The following is a 20803-nucleotide window of genomic DNA, read 5'->3' as shown; positions in this document are numbered from 1 at the left end:
TTCCTTTCTCAGCCGATGCCGGGGATCTGGGACACGAGCAGGTCGATCAGCTTGATGCCGATGAAGGGGGCGAGGATGCCGCCGAGGCCGTAGATCCCGAGGTTGCGGCGCAACATGGACGCTGCCGAGGACGGCGTGTACCGCACTCCGCGCAGCGCCAGCGGAATCAGGCCGACGATGATCAGTGCGTTGAAGATGACGGCGGACAGGATGGCCGACTCCGGGGTGGCCAGACCCATGATGTTCAACGTGCCGAGGCCGGAGAAGACCCCGGCGAACATGGCCGGGATGATCGCGAAGTACTTCGCGATGTCGTTGGCGATGGAGAACGTGGTCAGCGAGCCGCGGGTGATGAGCAGCTGCTTGCCGATCTCGACGATCTCGATGAGCTTGGTGGGGTTGGAGTCGAGGTCGACCATGTTGCCCGCCTCCTTGGCGGCGGACGTCCCGGTGTTCATCGCGACGCCGACGTCGGCCTGCGCGAGCGCGGGCGCGTCGTTCGTCCCGTCGCCGGTCATCGCGACCAGCCGGCCGCCCTCCTGCTCCCGCTTGATCAGAGCCATCTTGTCCTCGGGGGTGGCCTCGGCGAGGAAGTCGTCGACGCCTGCCTCCTCGGCGATCGCGCGTGCGGTCAACGGGTTGTCCCCGGTGATCATCACCGTGCGGATCCCCATCCGGCGCATCTCGTCGAACCGCTCGCGCATCCCCTCCTTGACCACGTCCTTGAGGTTGATGACGCCCAGCGTCCGCGCCGGCGCACCGCTGACGCACTCGGCGACGACGAGCGGCGTGCCACCGGCCGTCGAGATGGCGTCGACGACGGCGCCGACCTCCGGGGTTGGCGTGCCGCCGTTCTCCCGAACCCAGTGCATGACGGCGGCGGCCGCACCCTTGCGGACCTGGCGACCACCCTCGAGGTCGACCCCGCTCATCCGGGTCTGCGCCGTGAACACCACGAAGTGCGCGGTCCTCAGCTCACCCTGCGCTCGCTCGCGCAGCCCGTACGCCATCTTGGCCAGGACGACGATCGAGCGGCCTTCGGGTGTCTCGTCCGCCAGGCTGGCGAGCTGGGCCGCGTCCGCGAGCTCGGTGGGCTCGACCCCGTCCACGGGCAGGAACTCGGCGGCCTGCCGGTTCCCCAGGGTGATGGTGCCGGTCTTGTCCAGCAGCAGGGTGTTCACGTCGCCGGCTGCCTCGACCGCGCGCCCGGACATGGCCAGCACGTTGTGCTGCACCAGGCGGTCCATGCCGGCGATACCGATCGCCGACAGCAGCGCACCGATCGTGGTGGGGATCAGGCAGACCAGCAGCGCAACCAGGACGACCAACGACTGCTGGGCGCCGGAGTAGATCGCGAACGGCTGCAGCGTCACCGTCGCCATCAGGAACACGATCGTCAGGCTGGCCAGCAGGATGTTGAGCGCGATCTCGTTCGGCGTCTTCTGACGCGACGCTCCTTCGACCAGGGCGATCATCCGGTCGATGAAGCTCTCGCCCGGCTTTGCGGTGATCTGGACGACGATCCGGTCCGAGAGCACCCGCGTGCCACCGGTCACCGAGCTGCGGTCGCCACCGGACTCCCGGATGACCGGAGCGGATTCTCCGGTGATGGCGGACTCGTCGACGCTCGCGACGCCTTCGACGACGTCGCCGTCGCCCGGGATGACCTGGCCGGCCTCGACCACCACGCGGTCGCCCAGACGCAGCTGTGGCCCGGGGACGCTCTCCTCGGCCCCGTCGTCCAGAAGGCGGCGAGCAACGGTCTCGGTCTTGGCCCGCCGCAGTGAAGCAGCCTGTGCCTTGCCGCGGCCCTCCGCAACGGCCTCGGCGAGGTTGGCGAAGACGACGGTGAGCCACAGCCAGACGACCACGGACCAGGCGAACAGGCTGGGATCGGTGATGGCGAGTGCAGTCGACAGCACGGCACCGACCTCGACGACGAACATCACCGGGTTGTGCAGCATGACTCGCGGGTCGAGCTTGCGGGCCGCGTCGGGCAGCGAAGTGAGCAGCATCGTCGGGTCGAGCAGACCACCCTGCACCCGTGCGGTAGCTGGGGGCGTCAGAACAGACATCGAGGAGTGTCCTTCGGTTTGGGTGAGCGACATCAGAGCCCCTCAGCGAGCGGGCCTAGGGCCAGCGCCGGGAAGAAGGTCAGACCGGCGACGATGATCATGACCCCGACGAGCATGCCCACGAAGAGCGGACGGTGGGTGGGCAACGTGCCCGCGGTGGCGGGAACCGGTTGCTGGCGAGCCAGTGACCCGGCCAACGCGATCGCCAGGACGATCGGGATGAACCGCCCGGCGAGCATGGCCACGCCGAGGGCGGTGTTGTAGAAGCTGGTGTTCACCGCGATGCCCGCGAACGCCGAGCCGTTGTTGTTCGTGGCGGACATGAACGCGTAGAGGACCTCGGAGAGCCCGTGCGGTCCCGGGTTCAGGATCGACTCCTTGGGGGTCGGCAGCGCCATCGCAAGGCCTGTACCGACGAGCACGATCACCGGCATCGTCAGGATGTACAGCGAGACGAGCTTGATCTCCCGCACCGTGATCTTCTTGAGCAGGTACTCCGGAGTTCGTCCGACCATCAGGCCTGCCACGAACACCGCGACGATGGCCAGCACGAGGATCCCGTAGAGCCCGGTGCCGACACCCCCTGGCGCGATCTCGCCCAGACCCATGTTGAAGATGGCCAGGCCACCACCGAGCGCCGTGTAGGAGTCGTGGAACGAGTTGACCGCGCCCGTGGACGTCCCGGTCGTCGACGTCGCGAACAACGTCGATGCGGCCACCCCGAACCTGGTCTCCTTTCCTTCCATCGAGGAGCCGGCGAGGTTCAGGGCGGTCCCGGGATGGTTCGCCTCGGCGACGGTCATCCCGACCAGGATCGTGGCCCACAGCACGCCCATCGCCGCGAGGAGCGCATAGCCCTGTCGCTTGTCCTTCACCATCAACCCGAACGTGCGGGTCAACGACACCGGGATCAGCAGCAGCAGGAAGATCTCCAGGATGTTGCTCAGCGCGTTCGGGTTCTCGAACGGGTGCGCGGAGTTGGCGTTGTAGAACCCCCCACCGTTGGTACCGAGCTCCTTGATCGCCTCCTGCGAGGCCACTGGACCGCCGGTGATGGTCTGGTGCAGGCCCGCGAGCGTGGTGACGTCCGTGCCGCTGGTGAAGTTCTGCACCGCACCCATAGCGAGCAGTAGGACCGTGCCCACCACGGCCAGCGGCAGCAGGATCCGCAGGCAGCCGCGGACCAGGTCCACCCAGAAGTTCCCGAGACGGTCGGTCCGTGACCTCATGAACCCACGGATGAGCGCGACGGCGACCGCCATTCCCACTGCAGCAGAGGCGAAGTTCTGGACTGCGAGTCCGGCCATCTGCACCAGGTGGCCCATCGTCGACTCACCCGAGTACGACTGCCAGTTCGTGTTCGTCACGAACGAGGTGGCGGTGTTCCAGGCCTGGTCCGGGGCGACACCCACGAAGCCCAGGCTCAGCGGCAGATGTGGCTGAAAGCGCTGGAGCCCGTACAGGAACAGCACGCTGACCGCGGAGAAGGCGAGCAGCGAGCGGGCATAGACCGGCCAGCGCTGGTCGGCCTTCGGGTCCACCCCCATCACCCGGTACATGACGCGCTCGACGCGCGAGTCGTGCTCGCTCTGGTAGACGCGCGCCATGTACGCGCCCAGGGGCCGGTAGCAGGCGGCCAACGCAGCGATCAGCAAGCCGGCCTGCAACAGACCAGCGGTGGTGTCAGACATCTCAGAAACGCTCTGGGAAGAGCAGGGCCACAGCCAGGTAGCCGACCAGTAGGACAGACACGACCAGTCCGATCCCGTCGGAGACGCTCACAGCCGCTCTACCCCCTTGACGACGAGCGCCGCCACTGCGAAGAAGGCGACGGTCAGGACCACGAACACCACGTCCGACATGCGCAGAACTCCAGTCATCAAGGTGGCCGTCTGCGGCCACTGGACCAGCGTGGGGGCGCTGTGGGCCGCGACCGGCGCACCTAACGACGCCCTAACGACCACCGCCAGAACGCTTGCGGCGTCCTAACGAGCACGGGGTCACACGGGCCGACGGACGCGGCACACTGGCAGCTGAGGAGGTGGTCGCGTGGGTCGCGGCACGCTGCGCGTCTACCTCGGGGCCGCACCCGGGGTCGGTAAGACGTTCGCCATGCTCGACGAGGGGCACCGACGCCTCGAGCGAGGGACGGACGTCGTGGTCGGCTTCGTCGAGACCCACGGCCGCCAGCACACCGCCGAACTGGTCGACGGGCTCGAGGTGGTGCCGCGGCGTGGCCTCATCCACCGCGGATCCGCATTCACCGAGATGGACGTCGACGCCGTCCTGGCGCGACGGCCTCGGGTCGCGCTGGTCGACGAGCTCGCGCACACCAATGTGCCGGGATCGCGCAACGCCAAGCGGTGGCAGGACGTCGAGGAGCTGCTGGCCGCGGGAGTCGACGTCGTCGCAACGGTCAACATCCAGCACCTGGAGTCGGTCAACGACGTCGTCGAGAAGATCACCGGCGTCCGCCAGCAGGAACGGTTGCCGGACGCGGTGGTGCGGGCCGCCGACCAGGTTGAGCTCGTCGACATGGCACCCGAGGCCCTGCGCCGTCGGATGGCGCACGGCAACGTCTACACCGCTGACAAGGTCGACGCCGCGCTGGGCAACTACTTCCGGGTCGGCAACCTCACCGCACTGCGCGAGCTCGCCCTGCTCTGGACCGCCGACAAGGTCGACGAGGCGATGCAGGGATACCGTGCCGCGCACGGGATCCAGGGCACCTGGGAGACCCGGGAACGCGTCGTGGTGGCACTCACCGGCGGAACCGAGGGAGAGACGCTGATCCGCCGTGCGGCCCGGATCGCAGCCCGGTCCGCGGGCGGCGACCTGCTGGCGGTGCACGTATCGCGCTCGGACGGGTTGACCGGCGCGAGCCCGGCCGACCTGGCCACCCAGCGGCAGCTGGTAGAGACACTCGGCGGGTCCTACCACCAGATCATCGGGGACGACATCCCGCGTGCGCTGCTCGAGTTCGCCCGCGCCGAGAACGCCACCCAGCTGGTGCTGGGGGTGAGCCGCCGCTCCCGGATCGCGACGACGTTCGGCGGCGCCGGCATCGGCGCCTCGACCACCCGCGAGTCCGGCGACATCGACGTGCACCTGGTCTCGCACGCCCAGGTCGGACGAGGACGCGCGCTGCCCGACCTGGGTGGCAGCCTGACCCGCAAGCGGCGGCTGTACGGGGTCGTGATGGCCCTGCTGCTACCTCCGCTGCTGACGCTGCTGCTGGTGCGGGCCCGGCACGACCTGAACCTGCTCAGCGACGTGCTGTTGTTCCTGCTCGTCGTCGTCTGCGTCGCCCTCGTCGGGGGCCTGCTGCCGGCCCTGCTCGCGGCGGTCAGCGGGTCCGTGCTGCTGAACTACTACTTCACGCCGCCGCTGCACACCTTCAACATCAGCGAGACCAACAACGCCTTGGCGCTGACGGTCTTCCTGGTGGTCGCCGCGTCCGTCAGCTCGGTCGTGGACCTCGCCGCGCGCCGGACCAGACAGGCCGCCCGGGCATCCGCGGAGTCCCAGACGTTGAGCACCCTGGCCGGCAGCGTGCTCCGCGGGGAGACCGGGCTGGTCAGCCTGATGGAGCGGGTCCGCGAGGCCTTCGGACTCACGGACGTGACTCTGCTGGAGCGGTCGGGTCCGGCCGACCACGGCGCCTGGGCAGTCGTCGCCACGACCGACGCGACGGGCTGCAGCAGCCCGCAGCAGGCGGATGCCGAGTTCCCGGCGGGCGAGCAACTGGTGCTCGCCGTGCGCGGGCGTCCGCTGCGGGCCGAGGACCAGCGTGTCATCGGTGCGTTCGCCGCGCAGGCGGGTGCGCTGCTGGAGCGCACCCGACTCGCCGAGCAGGCTGCGGCAGCCGAGCCGCTGGCGGCGACCGACCGGATGCGAACGGCGCTGCTGGCTGCCGTCGGGCACGACCTGCGCACCCCGCTGGCGTCCGCCAAGGCGTCCGTGACCAGCCTGCGCAGCACCGACGTCGCGTGGTCCGAGCACGACCGCGAGGAGCTGCTGCTGACCGCCGACGAGTCCTTGGACCGGCTGGCCAGGTTGGTCGACAATCTGCTGGACATGAGCCGGCTGACGGCCGGCGCGATGACCGTACAGCTGCGGCCCGTGGCGCTGGACGAAGTCGTGCCGCTGGCCCTGGACGACCTGGGTGCAGTGGGTTCGGCGGTCCTCGTCGACGTCCCGGACGACCTGCCGGAGGCGCTGGCGGACCCCGGGCTGCTGGAACGAGTCATCGCCAACGTGGCGCAGAACGCGTTGCGCTACAACGACTCCGACCAACCGGTGCGGATCACCGGAAGCAGCATCAGCGAGCGGGTCGAGCTACGCGTCGTGGACCGCGGCCCGGGCATCGCACCTGACCAGCTCGAGCGCGTGTTCGTCCCCTTCCAACGGCTCGGCGACACCGACAACACCACCGGGGTGGGGCTCGGGCTCGCGCTGTCCCGTGGCCTGATCGAAGCGATGGGTGGGTCGCTGACCCCAGAGGAGACACCCGGCGGAGGCCTGACCATGGTGGTGGCGCTGCCCGCCGCCCGGGCCGACGATCAGGAGCCGACCGGGCCCGGACGTCGAGAGCGCACCGACCTGGCGACCGACCCGACACCGGCACAGGGAGTCTCGTGACCACCATCCTGGTCGTGGACGACGAGCCGCAGATCCTGCGCGCGCTCGCCATCAACCTGCGGGCTCGGCACTACACCGTGGTGACCGCTGCCGACGGGGCCGACGCGCTGGCGCTGGCCGGGCGGCACAACCCCGACCTGGTGGTGCTGGACCTCGGACTGCCGGACATGGACGGCGTCGAGGTCGTCCGCGGACTACGCGGCTGGACCAGTGCGCCGATCGTCATCCTGTCCGGCCGCAGCGACAGCGCCGACAAGGTCGAGGCACTCGACGCCGGGGCGGACGACTACGTGACCAAGCCCTTCTCAGTGGACGAGCTGCTGGCCAGGTTGCGCGCGGTGACCAGGCGGGCGACCCCGAGCGAGGCCCTGCCCGTCGTCCAGCTGGGGAGCACGACCGTCGACCTGCCGGCCCGCCGGGTGAGCGTGCAGGACACTGACCAGACCCACGACGTCCGGCTCACGCCCACCGAGTGGCACCTGCTCGAGGTGATGCTGCGGCACCCCGGCAAGCTGCTGACCCGGCGCCAGCTGCTGGCCGAGGTCTGGGGGCCGGGCTACGAGAACGCCGACGGCAACCTGCGCGTCTACATGGCCCAGCTGCGGCGCAAGCTCGAACCAGACCCGGCCAGGCCGCGGTACCTGCTGAACGAGCCCGGCCTCGGCTACCGGTTCGAGCCGGAACCCTAACGCCTTCCTAACAGGTCCGGCAGGTCCCAGGTCGGACGATGGAGATGAGGACCGGCGGCGCGCGCCGGGCACGTGAAGGAGGACCCGGTGGCGACGTCCACGCGGACGGAGCTGCGTGGCTGGCTCCTGCGCGGCATGAGCGAACCCGCCGCCCGACATCCCGGTCCACACGCCAAGCCGAGCACCAGCGGGGAGCACCGGGACCCGTGGTGGAAAGTCATGTGCCTCACCGGGGTCGACTACTTCTCCACCCTCGGCTACCAGCCCGGCATCGCCGCGCTCGCCGCCGGCGTGCTGTCCCCGATGGCGACAGTCGTCCTGGTGCTGGTCACCCTGTTCGGCGCGCTCCCGGTCTACCGCCGGGTGGCCGTGGAGAGCCCCCGCGGCGAGGGCTCTATCGCGATGCTGGAACGGCTGCTGTCGTTCTGGAAGGGCAAGCTGTTCGTCCTGGTCCTGCTGGGTTTTGCGGCGACGGACTTCCTGATCACCATGACGCTGTCCGCCGCCGACGCCACCGCGCACATCGACGAGAACCCGTTCTGGCCCAGCGCGTTCCACGGCCACGAGGTGATCACCACGCTGGTGCTGCTGGCTCTGCTCGGCGCGGTGTTCCTCAAGGGTTTCACCGAGGCCGTCGGCATCGCGGTCGGCCTGGTCGCGGTCTACCTGGCACTGAACGTGGTGGTCATCGCGGACAGCATGTGGCACATCGTGACCGAGCCGGTGGTCGTCACCCACTGGACGAACGCGGTCACGGCCTCGCACGGCAGCCCGTTCATGGTCATCGCGGTCGCGTTGCTGGTCTTCCCGAAGCTGGCGCTGGGCCTGTCCGGCTTCGAGACCGGTGTCGCGGTCATGCCGCACATCGAGGGCGACCCGGACGACACCGACCAGCAGCCCACCGGCCGGATTCGGGGCGCGCGACGGCTGCTCACCACCGCCGCCGTCATCATGAGCATCTTCCTGATCTTCAGCAGCATCGTCACCACCTTGCTGATCCCGGAGCGGGAGTTCCAGCCGGGCGGTGCCGCGAACGGCCGGGCCCTCGCGCACCTCGCGCACACCTACCTGGGCAACGGTTTCGGCACCGTGTACGACATCTCCACCATCGCGATCCTGTGGTTCGCGGGCGCGTCCGCGATGGCCGGCCTGCTCAACCTGGTGCCGCGCTACCTGCCCCGATACGGGATGGCACCGGACTGGGCACGTGCCGTCCGCCCGCTGGTCCTGGTGCTCACCGCCATCGCCTTCCTGGTGACCATCCTGTTCGACGCGGACGTCGACGCCCAGGGCGGCGCGTACGCGACCGGCGTCCTGGTGCTGATCACCTCGGCCGCGGTCGCCGTGACGCTGTCCGCCCGGCGGGCTCGGCAGACCTCCAAGACGTGGGGATTCGCAGCGATAGCCGCCGTGTTCGTCTACGTGACGATCGCGAACGTCATCGAGCGGCCGGACGGCGTGAAGATCGGTGCCTGCTTCATCGCCGGCATCATCGGAGTGTCGGCCGTCTCCCGGGTGCGCCGGGCGTTCGACCTGCGCGTCACCGACGTGGAGCTCGACCGCAAGGCGCAGATGTTCGTGCGGGACAGCGTGCGCAGCAACGTCCGCCTGGTGGCCAACGAGCCCGACCGGCGTGATGCCCACGAGTACCGCGAGAAGCTGCGGCAGACCATGCACGACCACGACCTGCCCAGTCCCGGCGACGTGCTGTTCGTCGAGGTCACCGTCACCGACCCGTCGGAGTTCGAGACCAAGCTGCAGGTGTGCGGCGAGGTGCGAGCCGGCCAGTACCGGGTGCTGACCATGCAGTCCTCGGCCGTACCGCCGGCGCTGGCCGCGCTGGCGCTCGACGTCCGCGACCGCACCGGACAGCGCCCGCACCTGTACTTCGAGTGGACCGAGGGCAACCCGGTCCGGCACTTCCTGCGCTACCTGGTGCTCGGCCAGGGCGAGGTCGCGCCGGTGACCCGCGAGATCCTGCGCCAAGCCGTCGCCGACCCCGACCGGCGTCCGCACGTGCACGTCGGCTGAGCGCGCCGTAGCGTCGCGTTCATGTCCTACCCACCACCGCTGTACCGGGGCGACGACGGCGAGGCCAGCGCCGCCTACCGTCCGGTCGCCACCCCACCTGAGATCAGCAACCAGCCCGGCAACGACGTGCACTACCTGGCCACCGGGGAGTCCACCGGCGGACAGCTCGGGCTCTACCGCTGGGAGTTCGGGCCCAAGCGCAGCGGCCCGGACCCGCACTTCCACCGTGCGATCACCGAGTCGTTCTACATCCTGAGCGGCGCCGTGCAGGTGTACGACGGAACCCGCTGGGTGGACACCTCACCCGGTGACTTCCTGTTCGTGCCCCAAGGCGGCGTGCACGGGTTCAAGAACGTCTCCGGCGAACCCGCGTCGATGCTCATCCTGTTCACCCCCGGCGCGCCGCGCGAGGAGTACTTCGAGGTGCTCGCCGACATCGGGCAGGGTCGACGAGACCCGCTGGTCGGCGCCGAACGGGACGCGTTCATGGCCAAGCACGACACCTACTGGCTGGACGACTGAGTCGGCTCACCCGGGAGCGCGTTGCGCCCGCGACGCGTCAGGCGGTAGCCCCCGGTGGGGTCGAAGGGGTTCTCGACGGTGGACTCGATGAGGCCGGCCCCTTCGGCCCTGCGAATCCACCTGTTGCGGGAATTGGGTGACAGGAGGTGCATCGCTGTACCAATGCCCCTCGCGCTCAGCACCCCGTCAGGGGCGGCCGCGATCGCGGAGAGCACCTCGGGAACGCGATCGCCAAGCGGGCGACCACGGCCACGCTCGATCGGCTTCTGCGCAGACTTCACGGTCGGGACGGTCGGGACGGTCGGGACGGTCGGGACGGTCGGGACGGTCGGGCTGGCGGCCTGGCCAGGTCGACCGCGGTCGTCGTGCCGCTCCGGTGCGGACCTCCTGCTGACGGACCCCGCCACATCAGGAGACTCGGCGAGGACCCAAGACGGGGTCTGCCGGGTTCGCGTGCGCAGCAGCAGCCCCGCTCCTTCGAGGAACCGAAGCTCGGCTGCCGCATCCTCAGGAGTGCAGGGGCCCAGCGCCCGAGCGGCCAGCCGTGCATCGAACACGACATGGCCCAGACCGGAAACGGCGACGTCCTCGCGGACCGCGTCCAGGCGACGCAAGACCGCCAGCAGTCGCGCCTGGTCCATGCTGGCCGGCAGACGGGCTGCTTGCAGCAGCTCCGCGGCGGCCGGCACGTCGAGAGTTCCACGCAGTAGTACGGCCTGAAATCTCGCCGGGTGGTCCACGAACAGCGCCGGCATGGTGCGCGCGACATGGCAAGCGCGGTCAGCCGCCGCGATTCCAGACGTCTGGTGCTCGACGATGCGACCACCCCGCGGGGTGCGCAGCTGCTCGCCCAGGCGCACCATCGCCAGGTTCCGAACCCCAGCCATGGGTGCCAGTCCCAACGTTGCAGGGTCGGCCGAGACGTGCAGGCTGCCTGGACTAGCTATGACAACGGCTTCGTCGCTCACCTCGACCAGGACGCTGGTGTCGCGCTGGCCATCGGCCACGCTGCGGTGGATGAGCGCGTTCGACATTACCTCGCGTAGCGCCTCGCGGGGAACGTCGAGCTCGTCGAAGACGCTTCCGCCGCGAACCACCTGCGACACGTCTAGGTCAGATGTCAGCGCGTCGAGAGTGTCTTCGAGCAGCTCGCCGACTGTTCCCTCGAGATGTTTACCGGCGTAGCGGGTCTGTGGCGGATCGGCGCGTCGGGGCAATCTGCGGTAGGTCACCCGGGCCGCAGCGCAATGCAGTTGTGGGACGTCGCCCATGGTGAGGAGACCCGCGTACGTCGGGTGACCGTCATCGGTGGTGGCCCCCCACGTTCGCAGCAGCTGCTCGGTGGGCAGTACTGCGTACCGCGTGCCCGTCGAGCGCAGTTGGCCGACGAACGACTCGACCTGGGCTGGTTCGAGCGAGCAGCCGGCAGGTGCCCGAGCCGCGGAGTGGTCGTGCCCGGACCGGTTCGCCAGCATCTGCGCGACCTCGGCTTCGGTCAGCCTACGGTCACCGTCACCGACCCGGATGAAGGACGATGTCTCCGCTGGGTCCTTAGCCCGGTGACAGGGGCGCTGGTTTCGCGGGACGGAGGGGATGACGGCGGCGATCACGTCACCATCGGGATGCGTGATCAGGTCCAGGGTGGCGCGCAGGGGAGGCTCCATGAGCGCGCAGATCGCTTGCAAGTCGGACTGGACCTGCTTCACGTCCCGCACACCGGTCACGTCGAAAGTGCCGTCCGCCTCGTGAACACCGAGAAGGAGCAGACCGCCGTCACTGTTCGCGAACGCGCTCAGCGTCTCGTGAGTCGAGTCGGGGAGCGCCTCATATGCCCGCTTCGCCCCGACTGACTGGTGGTCCGTGCGGACGTGCCGAAGCTCACGCAGCAAGGCCTCGAGCTCGGTCAGGTCCATCGGTGCTGCGCTCCTCTGTCGCCGAGCGTGAGGGCTGCCGCATGAACCCCTCCAGGGCGTTCAACCTTACACATATTTGGTGTCGAACCTTACACGTATTTCAAGCTGAATTAGGTGTAAGGTTCTCCGACTGAGTTGCCCCCCCATAGGCGACCGCCAACCGCCAGCGACCGTGCGACGACACGGGCACAGGTGATGGCACCGCGAAATGACTCAGCAGGCGCGGGTCAGGCTCTCGTCAAGGTCGATCGTGATGTCCGCCGAGCTGTTGCGCGAGAACAGCTCGTCGAGGTCGTCCAACCGCGCCTGGGCATCGGACGCTGCTATGTCGTCGCCGATGGCCTGGGCGAGCGACAGGTCGTGAACGGCGGTCGCCCGCTGCTCATCCAGCTCGTTCAGGAATGCTGCGCTGATCCCCATGTCGCCTCCTCCTGGTGCCTACCCTGACTGATCACTGCCAACCCGGTTGCGGGGTCCTTGATTCCTTCCGGCGGCGCGCTGGCCGGCCGCCTGGTCACGATCACCGCGCTGCCCCGCGGCAACGCTGCGAACAGCTCATCGAGCAGCTCGACCGGGTCCCTCCCGGTCACCTGAGCCGACAACGCCTGGAACACCGCGGCCAGCGACGCCGGCATGGCGTCGAGCGCGTCCGCCGACAGTACGAGCAACCGCTCGCCCACGTCGAGTCGAGTCTGCTCCGTGAGACCGGGCACGGCTGGCACAGTGCGGGCGCCGTCAGGCGACACCAGCAGCGCAGGAGGGGTGGCGGCGGCGCTGACCGTGAGGCTGCCGTCCCGAGCCAGCCGTAGCACCGTGGACTGCTCCGGCTCGCTGCGCCGGTCGCCCACCGCGATCCGCATCCCGTCTCGGGTGCGGTCCACCTGGACGACGCCGTCGGCGGTCGACTGGCAGGTGACCGTCCACACCCGGTCGCGCAGCACGCGCGAGGGAGACGTCGGCTGACCGGTCCAGAACCCGAGGGTCACCGTCACCACCGCCCGGGCAACGCGTCGTCCAGCGCCTCGCTCAGCCCTGCGCGACGCAGCAGCGCCAGGTTCCGCCCGTCGGCGCCTCGCACCGAGACGCTGACGCCGCGGGACCGGCAGGTGCGCTTGCTCCACAGCAGCGCCGCCACCACCACCGACGACAGGTGACCCAACCCGGAGACATCCACGACCAGCCGGGAGTCGCCCCGGCTGAGCACCTCGCCGAGCCGCGAGCGCAGCTCGACCAGCCCCTGGCCGGCCGTGGAGTCGTCCAGCACCACCACCACGTCAGGCGAGGGCGCGACGTGGTTCGTCACGTCGGTCCTGCTCGCCTGGCTGTTTCGCACGAGGCCAACTCTGCCCAGCCAATGTTGCGATCAGTCCCTCCTCTTCTTTGCGGTTTGTTGACGACCGAACGAACGCTCGGCATCGCGCACCTCAAGCCCAGGTTCGCCTGGCAGCATGGGGCGGTGACCACCCGCCTGCTCGTGCTCGAGGACGACGACGGGATTCGCAGCGCGCTCGCGCTCGCGCTCGAGGACGAGGGCTACGAGGTCCTCCAGCACGCCGACGCCGAGCACGCGCTGAGCACGGTCGCCGACGAGCGGGTCGACCTGATGCTGGTCGACCTGATGCTCGGCGGCATGGACGGCTTCACGTTCATCCGTCGCGCTCGCCCCCTCAGCCAGGCCCCGATCATCGTGCTCAGCGCCCGGAACGAGACCAACGACATCGTCGGAGCGCTCGAGGTCGGCGCGGACGACTACGTGACCAAGCCGTTCGTCGTCCAGGAGGTCAGCGCACGGCTGCGTGCGCTGCTGCGTCGTCCGGCGACCGCCGACCCCGACGCCGCGGCGGCGGCAGGCACTGCGGCCGTGACCGCCACCTCGAGGCAGCCGGTGACCGTGCTGGACGCCGCCCAGGAACTGGTGCTGGACCTGGACGGCGGCGCCGTCCGCCGGTCAGACGTCGAGGTGCACCTGACGGTCACCGAGTTCCGGCTGCTCTGCGAGCTCGCATCCCCGCCGGGGCGCGTGCTCAGCCGCCGCACCCTGCTGGAACGGGTCTGGAACCGTGGGTTCTTCGGCGACGAGCGCATCGTGGACGTGCACATCCGCCGGCTGCGCACCAAGGTCGAGCAGGACGCCGGCAACCCCACGCTCGTGGTGACCGTGCGCGGGCTGGGCTACCGGCTCGACGTCCGATGAGCGCGATGAGCGCGACGAGCCCGAGATGAAGCCGCGGCGTCCGACCTGGGGACTGCGACGCAGCATCATGGTCTCGTTCGCGACCGGCGCGATGCTGCTGTCCGTCGTGCTGGCGGTCGGCACCTATTTCGTGGCCCGGCACTACCTGGTCGAGCAGCGCGAGGGCACCGCGACCCGGCAGGCGTTCGCCGACGCCTCCTTCGTCCGGGACGGCCTGCTGACCTCCGGGACCCAGGTCAGCAAGGTGCTCGGCGACGTCTCGCCCGCGGCCGACTCCGACATCGTCGTGCACCGGCTGGGACGCTGGTTCTCCACGTCGCTGCGGGCCGACCAGAGTTCGATCCCGGCCCGCGCGCAGCGCAGCGTGGCCGAGGGCCGTGCGACCTTGGAGTGGACCGACGGACCGCACGGCGCGGCCCTGGTCGTCGGTGTCCCGCTGCCCGCGGTCGACACCGAGTTCTACGAGGTCAGCAACCCGACTGAGCTGCGCCGCACGCTCTCCACCCTGCAGCTCGTACTGGCGGCGTTCGCCGTGCTGACGGCCATCGGTGGCGCGCTGCTCGGCCGCTACGCGGCCCGGCGGGTTGTCGCACCCTTGGACGCGGTGGCCGCGGCGGCCGCCCGGATCTCCGTCGGCGAGCTGAGCACCCGGCTGCCCAGCACCGACGACCCCGACCTGGCCACCATCGTCGGCTCGTTCAACACCATGGTGGAGGCGCTGGACGAGCGGATCCGGCGCGACGCCCGGTTCGCCGCGGACATCGGGCACGAGCTGCGCTCCCCGCTGACCACCCTGATCACCAGCGTCTCGGTGCTCCAGCGGCGCCGCGACGAGCTGCCGGAGCGCTCCCAGCAGGCGCTGGACCTGATGGCCACCGAGCTGGACCGCTTCCACCGGTCGCTGGAGGACCTGCTCGAGCTGGGCCGGCTGGACGCCGGGGTGGGCGTGCAGTCGCTCAGCGACGTCGACCTGGCCGACCTGGTCACGCACGCACTGGACGCCAGCCACCGCACCGTCGCGACGCACCTGCCGGACGAGCCGCTCGTCGTCCGGGTGGACAAGCAACAGCTGAGCCGGGCGCTGTTCAACCTGTTCGACAACGCCGACCTGCACGGCGGCGGGCTGCGGGCGGTCCAGGTACAACGCTCCCAGGAGTTTGCGCTGGTCTCGGTGGACGACGAGGGGCCGGGGGTGCCGGCGGGCGAGCGGATCCGGATCTTCGAGCGCTTCGCCCGGGCCGGGTCACGCGGGTCGCGCCAGGGCACCGGGCTCGGGCTCAGCCTGGTCGCCGAGACCGCGCACGCGCTCGGCGGCAGCGTCGGCTGCACCGACCGGCCGGGTGGCGGGGCCCGGTTCGTGCTGCGGCTGCCGCTGGTCGACCAGAACGCCGAACAACGGGTGGGTGCGCCGTGAACCGCGGGCTGCGCGGGCTGCGCCGGGCGCCGATCGCACTGCTCGCGGCCTGCTGCCTGGCGGTCCTAGCCGCCTGCGGGCTGCCCGCGGACGGCGCCTCGCGGGACATCCAGCCGCAGGACATCCCGTACGGGCTGACCAGTCCGGCGCCGAGCGCCTCACCGACGTCGTCCGGCAGCCTGCGGCTGCTGCAGACCGAGCCGCGCACCTACCTGCTCGACCCCGTCCAGCAGCTCGTCGCGGTGCCTACCCCGGTCGACCCCGGAGTGGCCGCCACCGCGCAGGAGCAGCTCCTCGTGCTGCTCAAGGTGCTCGCGGCCGGCCCCAGCGAGCGCGAGCGGGCCGAGGGGCTGAGCACGGCGCTCACGCCCGGCATCGTGATCGACCTGGTCGCCCTGCAAGGCCGCACGGCCACCCTGGAGGTGCACACGACGACCAAGGAGCCGGCGGCGGACCGGCTCCCGCTGGGCATCGGGCAGATCGTGCTGACCTCGACGTCCGTGCCCGGCGTGGGCTCCGTGCAGCTGGTCCAGGACGGCCAGCCGGTCGAGGTGCCGCTACCCGGGGGCGCGCTGACGTCGGCCCCGCTGCAGCGCTCGGACTACCGGGAGCTGATCGCGGTCCCGACGCCGACCGCCCCGTCGAGCGGGGGCTGAGACGGCGGCGGTTCGCGGTCCAAGATCGACGTCGAACCTGTCATGGTTGGGGTGCTGATCCGTCCTTTTTCGCAGAAGGAGCCCCAGATGTCGGACCTCACGCCCACCAACGAGCCCGCCGAGACGACGCCCGAGACAACGCGCGCGACGACGCGCGCGACGACCCCCGCCGAGACGACGGCCGTACCGGCTACCGAAACCACGCGCCGCGGTTCGGGGGGCGTCCGCGTGCTCGGCGTGCTGGTGGTGATCATCGGACTCATCTTCGTGGTCGCCGGCGTGGGCACCTACATCACCGTGGCGAACACCCTGGCCGACGAGCACATCACCGTCTCGGAGGACGCCGACCACTTCGCCGGGGACGACGTCGACAGCCCTTGGACGGCCTACGCCCAGGCGAACACGATCGAGAAGCACGCGCTGGAGGCCGGCGGGGGCAAGACCTACGCCGAGCTGGACCAGGACGACCCGAAGCGAAGCACCGTGATGACGGCCTCGTTCCTGCGGGCCAGCCTGTTCACCTCGGTCGTCGCGTTCGGGGTGGCCTTCCTGGTCTTCGGCCTCGGCATCACGCTGATCCTGGTCGGTTGGGCGCTGATCAAGGTGGGCCGCATCGCCCGCACCTGACCGGCTCGAGGTCGGTCAGGCCGAGATGCGAACCGCCGCCTTGGTGTTCGGCAGCTCGACGTAGGTCTGGCCGGGTGCCATCTTGAGCGGGGTTCCGTCGCTGACGGTGAAGGTGAACGGCGCGTTCACCGCGCCCTTGGTCCAGGTGCCGGTCACGTACTTGCCACCGTTGAAGTAGTAGAACGTGCCCTTGCCGTTGACGATGTCGTGCACCGGCTCGGGCCCGCCGCGGCCGCGGAAGATCTTGGTGTAGCGCTGCCCGGCCCGAATGACCAGCACGTTGTCGGTCGACACCTGGGTGCCGTTGGCCAGCACGTGCTTGCCCCACGGCATGCTGCGCAGGTACCGCCCCGACTTCGCGTCGTAGGCATAACCCATGTCGTAGCTGTGGCCGCTCTTCCAGGGCACGTGGATCGCGCGAGCGGCCTTGCCCTTGGCGGTGCTCACCTCGGCGTCCGTCAGGGCCCACGGGAAGTAGCTGCGGGCCGGTCCGCCGCGGAACTTGCGGGTCTGCTTGGCCAGCACCTTCGGGTGGCAGACGACGGCACGGTCGTAGTACGTGACGCCCTGGTAGGTGCGCACCCGGTTCGGGTCGATCGAGTAGGAGCCGGTGCCCCGGGTCGCCATGTACGACAGCGTGCTCTCGAGGAACCGGCCGTAGTGCTTGGCGTACAGGCCCACCCAGCCGGTGGCCCCGGTGTTGCCGATGATCACGCCGATCGGGCTGAACAGCGGGACGTCGACCGGGCGGACCGACCGGACCGGGGCCACGTCGTCCGGCATCCGGGAGTGGAAGACCGGGACGAGCCGGGTGCTGCTGTAGCCGGAGGAGTCGCGGTAGCCGTCGAGCTCGACGAACACGATGTCCGCCTTGTCCAGGCCGACCTGGGGGTGCTCGTTCTTGTTGTCCGGGACCTTGACCGCCACGGCCGCGTGCTTGAGCTCGGCCGGGTCTTTGACCAGCCTGCCGGTCAGCGGCCAACGCGGACGAGTGTCCACCGGGGTCGCGGACGGCGTGGGCGGCGTCGTCGGCGTGGCAGACGGCGTGGGCTGCGCGAGGGGCTTCCCGGCGTGCTGGCAGGCCGCCACGGCGGCCGTCCCGGCGCCTGCGAGCAGGCTCAGCAGCACGGTCCTGCGGTCGAACGAGTCCTTCACGTGTCTACTCCAGTGCGTGTTCAGCGAAACGGCCCACCAGCGGCGGTGCGCCGAGGGGTACCGCGGGTCTCTTAGGGGCGGGAGGTGCCCTGCTTCAGCGGAGGGTGAGGGATTCGAACCCTCGGAGGTTTCCCTCGGGCGCTTTCAAGGCGCCTGCACTCGGCCACTATGCGAACCCTCCCGATTGCAGGTCCAATTCTCGCAGAACACCGGCCGGTGTCGCGCATGTGCCGCAGTGTCCGGCTTGTCTCCCAAACAGCCGGCTTGTCTCCCAAACAGCAGGGGATCGTGGCAAGGTTGGCATGCACGCGGCGCTTCCGGGGGCGCCAGGGGAAGGTTGGGGTAGGCCGTGGGCGCTACTGCGACGTCCGAGGTCGAGGCGCGACTGCGCCAGGCCTTGGCCGAGCACGTCGTGCGGCTGCACTACCAGCCGATCGTGACGCTGCCGTCGGCGCGCCCGGTCGCCGTCGAGGCCCTCGCCCGCTGGACCGACCCGTCCCTCGGCGAGGTCCCACCGGACTCGTTCATCCCGGTCGCCGAGGCCACCGGGATGATCCACACCCTGGGCAACGACGTCCTGGGTCAGGCCTGCCGCACCACGGCGGCCTGGCCGAACCACGTCGAGGTCCCGCTACGCGTCTCGGTCAACGTCTCGCCACTGCAGCTGTCCAACGACACCTTCGTCTGGCAGGTCGCCGCGGCCCTGGAGGAGTCCGGCCTGGAGCCGAACCGTCTGGTGCTGGAGATCACCGAGTCCGCGGCGCTGGAGGACATGGCTGAGAGCGCCGCCCGGCTGCACGCCCTGCGCTCGCTCGGCGTCCGGGTGGCGCTGGACGACTTCGGCGTCGGTCACTCGCCGCTGAACATGCTGCGCCAGCTGCCGCTGGACGTGCTGAAGATCGATCGGTCGTTCGTCTCCAGGGTGCACGAGAACGCGCGGGACGCGGTGATCGCGCGGCTGCTGATCGACACCGCGCACACCCTGGGGCTGTCCGTGTGCGGCGAGGGGGTGGAGACCCGGGAGCAGGCGCGCCAGCTGATGGCGCTGGGCTGCGACACCGCCCAGGGCTGGTACTTCGGCCGGCCGGAGCCGCCGTCCGCCAGCCTGGACGACGAGCTGCACCCACCGCCCGGTGAGCTGGAGCGCCGTCTGGACATCAGCGTGCCGGCACCGATCCAGATCGGTTCGGACGAGCTGGTCACCATCGCGGACCCCGAGGCCACGATCCTGTACGCCTCGCCGGGCTCGCTGGCCGTACTCGGCTACACGCCGTCCGAGCTGATCAACAGCTCGGCCGGCGACCACCTGCACCCCGAGGAGGCGCAGGAGATCCTGGCCACCAAGGACGCCGAGGTCAGCGAGCGGGCGTCCGTGCGGGTGCACCGGGCGCGGCACCGCAACGGGACCTACCGGTGGCTCAACACGCGCACCCAGCTGCTCCGCGACCAGCACGGTCGTCCGCACCAGGTGGTCTCGACCAGCCGGGACGTGACGCCGCAGGTGGACGCCGAGCTCCAGCTGGCCTCCACGGCGGCGACGCTGCGCTGGGCCTTCGACCAGTCGCCGATCGGGCAGTCGCTGTCCGACTTCGACGGCGTGATCGTGCGCTGCAACCAGGCCTTCGCCGGCATGCTCGGTTACCGGGCGGAGGAGGTCGCCGGCCGCAAGGTGTCCGAGCTGACCTACCCGCCGGACCTGGCCGCTGACGCGGTGAACCTGACACACCTGCTCGACGAACAGCACGCGACGCAGCAGGTCGACAAGCGCTACGTCCATGCCGACGGGCACCTGGTGGCCGCCCGGGTCTGGGCGACCACCCTGGCGGACGAGGACGGCGACCCGGCGTACGTCGTGGCACACATCCTTCCGATGGAGACACCGTGAGCTCGAGCACCACTCGGTTCGGCGTGATCGGCACCGGCGGCATCGCCTCGGTGATGACCACGGACATCACCCTGCTGCCGGACGTCGAGGTGGTCGCGGTGGGTTCGCGCACCGAGGAGTCCGCCGCACGCTTCGCGCGGGAGCACGGCGTTCCTCGGGCGCACGGCAGCTACGCCGACCTCATGGCGGACCCGGAGGTGGACGTCGTCTACGTCGCCACTCCGCACCCCGGGCACCAGGAGGCAGCCCTGCTGGCCGTCGAGGCGGGCAAGGCGCTGCTGGTGGAGAAGCCCTTCACCATGGACGCCGCGCAGGCCCGGACCGTGGTCGACGCGGCACGGGCGCGCGGGACGTTCGTGATGGAGGCCATGTGGCCGCGGTTCCTGCCGCACATGGTCCGGGTCCGCGAGATCCTGGCCAGCGGAGCGCTCGGCGAGATCGTCACGGTGACCGCCGACCACGGGCAGTGGTTCGCGTTCGACCCGCAGCATCGGCTGTTCGCCCCGGAGCTCGGCGGCGGGGCGCTGCTGGACCTGGGCGTCTACCCGATCTCGTTCGCGTCGATGGTGCTCGGCACGCCGGCTCGGGTCAGCGCGAAGGCCGTGATGGGACCGACCGGCGTCGACGCACAGACCTCGATGGTGTTCGAGTACGACAGCGGCGCACACGCCGTGCTCACCACGACGATGCGGGCGGCCAGCCCGACCCGTGCCGTCATCGTCGGCACCGAGGGCCGCATCGAGATCGACACCACCTGGTACGCACCGACGTCGTTCACCTTCCACCCGCGCCAGGGTGAGCCGGAGCGGTACGCCGGCGAGAAGCAGCCGCGCGAGCACAAAGGCCTGCGCTACGAGGCGGCGGAGGTCGCCCGCTGCCTGCGCGAGGGACTGACCGAGAGCCCGGTCCTGCCGCTGGACGAGACAGTCGCGATCATGGCGACGATGGACGAGGTCCGGGCCCAGATCGGCCTGACCTACCCCGGCCTCTAGCCCGCCGTC

18 protein-coding genes and 1 tRNA gene are annotated in these 20803 nt (G+C 70.2%); 10 read left to right on the top strand and 9 right to left on the bottom strand.

What is annotated here, in order from left to right; genetic code table 11:
* Positions 1–8 precede the first annotated feature (8 nt).
* Genes kdpB through kdpF form a run of 3 tightly spaced genes read right to left on the bottom strand, consistent with a single transcriptional unit; the run spans position 9 to position 3857 of the window.
* Positions 9–2075 (bottom strand): potassium-transporting ATPase subunit KdpB, encoded by a 2067-nt coding sequence (gene kdpB, locus ACPPVT_RS00695; RefSeq protein WP_426564505.1) that lies wholly within the window; start codon positions 2073–2075, stop codon positions 9–11.
* A 32-nt stretch (positions 2076–2107) separates the two neighbouring features.
* Positions 2108–3766 (bottom strand): potassium-transporting ATPase subunit KdpA, encoded by a 1659-nt coding sequence (gene kdpA / locus ACPPVT_RS00690; protein WP_426564503.1) that lies wholly within the window; start codon positions 3764–3766, stop codon positions 2108–2110.
* Position 3767: 1 nt separating this feature from the next.
* On the bottom strand, positions 3768–3857 hold the full coding sequence (kdpF, locus tag ACPPVT_RS00685; protein ID WP_426564501.1) for a K(+)-transporting ATPase subunit F: 90 nt from the start codon (positions 3855–3857) through the stop codon (positions 3768–3770).
* 267 nt (positions 3858–4124) lie between these two features.
* Here kdpF and ACPPVT_RS00680 point away from each other — a divergent pair, with 267 nt between their 5' ends.
* The 4 genes from ACPPVT_RS00680 (at position 4125) to ACPPVT_RS00665 (ending at position 9958) form a co-directional block, all read left to right on the top strand.
* Positions 4125–6716, top strand: a complete 2592-nt coding sequence (locus tag ACPPVT_RS00680) for a DUF4118 domain-containing protein (protein ID WP_426564499.1) — start codon at positions 4125–4127, stop codon at positions 6714–6716.
* Positions 6713–7405, top strand: a complete 693-nt coding sequence (locus ACPPVT_RS00675; RefSeq protein WP_426564497.1) for a response regulator — start codon at positions 6713–6715, stop codon at positions 7403–7405. The genes ACPPVT_RS00680 and ACPPVT_RS00675 overlap by 4 nt, the downstream gene beginning before the upstream one ends.
* A gap of 135 nt (positions 7406–7540) precedes the next feature.
* Complete coding sequence (locus ACPPVT_RS00670; RefSeq protein WP_426567242.1) at positions 7541–9436, top strand: amino acid transporter; 1896 nt, start codon at positions 7541–7543, stop codon at positions 9434–9436.
* Positions 9437–9457: 21 nt separating this feature from the next.
* Positions 9458–9958 (top strand): cupin domain-containing protein, encoded by a 501-nt coding sequence (locus ACPPVT_RS00665; RefSeq protein WP_426564495.1) that lies wholly within the window; start codon positions 9458–9460, stop codon positions 9956–9958.
* Here ACPPVT_RS00665 and ACPPVT_RS00660 read toward each other — a convergent pair.
* From ACPPVT_RS00660 to ACPPVT_RS00645, 4 genes are all read right to left on the bottom strand, one after another.
* The gene (locus ACPPVT_RS00660; RefSeq protein ID WP_426564493.1) at positions 9940–11871 is read right to left on the bottom strand and encodes an RNA-binding domain-containing protein; all 1932 of its coding nucleotides are present in this window, start codon (positions 11869–11871) and stop codon (positions 9940–9942) included. The two genes, ACPPVT_RS00665 and ACPPVT_RS00660, sit on opposite strands and share 19 nt — an antisense overlap.
* 213 nt (positions 11872–12084) lie before the next feature.
* Positions 12085–12291 carry a hypothetical protein gene (locus ACPPVT_RS00655; RefSeq protein WP_426564491.1) on the bottom strand — a complete coding sequence of 69 codons (207 nt, stop codon included), beginning with the start codon at positions 12289–12291 and terminating at the stop codon, positions 12085–12087.
* Positions 12267–12857 carry a hypothetical protein gene (locus tag ACPPVT_RS00650; RefSeq protein WP_426564489.1) on the bottom strand — a complete coding sequence of 197 codons (591 nt, stop codon included), beginning with the start codon at positions 12855–12857 and terminating at the stop codon, positions 12267–12269. Before ACPPVT_RS00650 ends, ACPPVT_RS00655 begins: the two co-directional genes overlap by 25 nt.
* 2 nt (positions 12858–12859) lie before the next feature.
* Positions 12860–13204, bottom strand: coding sequence for an STAS domain-containing protein (locus ACPPVT_RS00645; protein WP_426564487.1), 345 nt, complete (start codon positions 13202–13204; stop codon positions 12860–12862).
* Positions 13205–13327: 123 nt separating this feature from the next.
* On the opposite strand from ACPPVT_RS00645, the gene ACPPVT_RS00640 reads away from it, so the two are divergent.
* The 4 genes from ACPPVT_RS00640 (at position 13328) to ACPPVT_RS00625 (ending at position 16762) form a co-directional block, all read left to right on the top strand.
* Positions 13328–14065, top strand: a complete 738-nt coding sequence (locus ACPPVT_RS00640; protein ID WP_426564485.1) for a winged helix-turn-helix domain-containing protein — start codon at positions 13328–13330, stop codon at positions 14063–14065.
* Between the two features lie 25 nt (positions 14066–14090).
* Entirely contained in the window at positions 14091–15479 is a 1389-nt protein-coding gene (locus ACPPVT_RS00635) for a HAMP domain-containing sensor histidine kinase (protein WP_426564483.1), read from the top strand.
* On the top strand, positions 15476–16135 hold the full coding sequence (locus tag ACPPVT_RS00630; RefSeq protein ID WP_426564481.1) for a GerMN domain-containing protein: 660 nt from the start codon (positions 15476–15478) through the stop codon (positions 16133–16135). The genes ACPPVT_RS00635 and ACPPVT_RS00630 overlap by 4 nt, the downstream gene beginning before the upstream one ends.
* An 87-nt stretch (positions 16136–16222) precedes the next feature.
* Positions 16223–16762: an aromatic ring-opening dioxygenase LigA gene (locus tag ACPPVT_RS00625; protein ID WP_426564479.1), complete on the top strand. Its 540-nt coding sequence runs from the start codon at positions 16223–16225 to the stop codon at positions 16760–16762.
* Between the two features lie 15 nt (positions 16763–16777).
* On the opposite strand, the gene ACPPVT_RS00620 is transcribed toward ACPPVT_RS00625, so the two are convergent.
* Positions 16778–17917 carry a DUF3048 C-terminal domain-containing protein gene (locus tag ACPPVT_RS00620; protein WP_426564477.1) on the bottom strand — a complete coding sequence of 380 codons (1140 nt, stop codon included), beginning with the start codon at positions 17915–17917 and terminating at the stop codon, positions 16778–16780.
* A gap of 98 nt (positions 17918–18015) precedes the next feature.
* A tRNA-Ser gene (locus ACPPVT_RS00615) sits at positions 18016–18098 on the bottom strand.
* 168 nt (positions 18099–18266) lie between these two features.
* Here ACPPVT_RS00615 and ACPPVT_RS00610 point away from each other — a divergent pair.
* Positions 18267–19802: an EAL domain-containing protein gene (locus ACPPVT_RS00610; RefSeq protein ID WP_426564475.1), complete on the top strand. Its 1536-nt coding sequence runs from the start codon at positions 18267–18269 to the stop codon at positions 19800–19802.
* Complete coding sequence (locus ACPPVT_RS00605) at positions 19799–20794, top strand: Gfo/Idh/MocA family protein (RefSeq protein ID WP_426564473.1); 996 nt, start codon at positions 19799–19801, stop codon at positions 20792–20794. Before ACPPVT_RS00610 ends, ACPPVT_RS00605 begins: the two co-directional genes overlap by 4 nt.
* The last annotated feature ends 9 nt before the right edge of the window (positions 20795–20803 follow it).

It is taken from the genome of Angustibacter sp. McL0619, assembly GCF_049994355.1.
In the GTDB taxonomy this organism is placed as follows: Bacteria; Actinomycetota; Actinomycetes; order Actinomycetales; family Angustibacteraceae; genus Angustibacter.
This window is presented reverse-complemented; position numbering and strand designations above follow the sequence as displayed.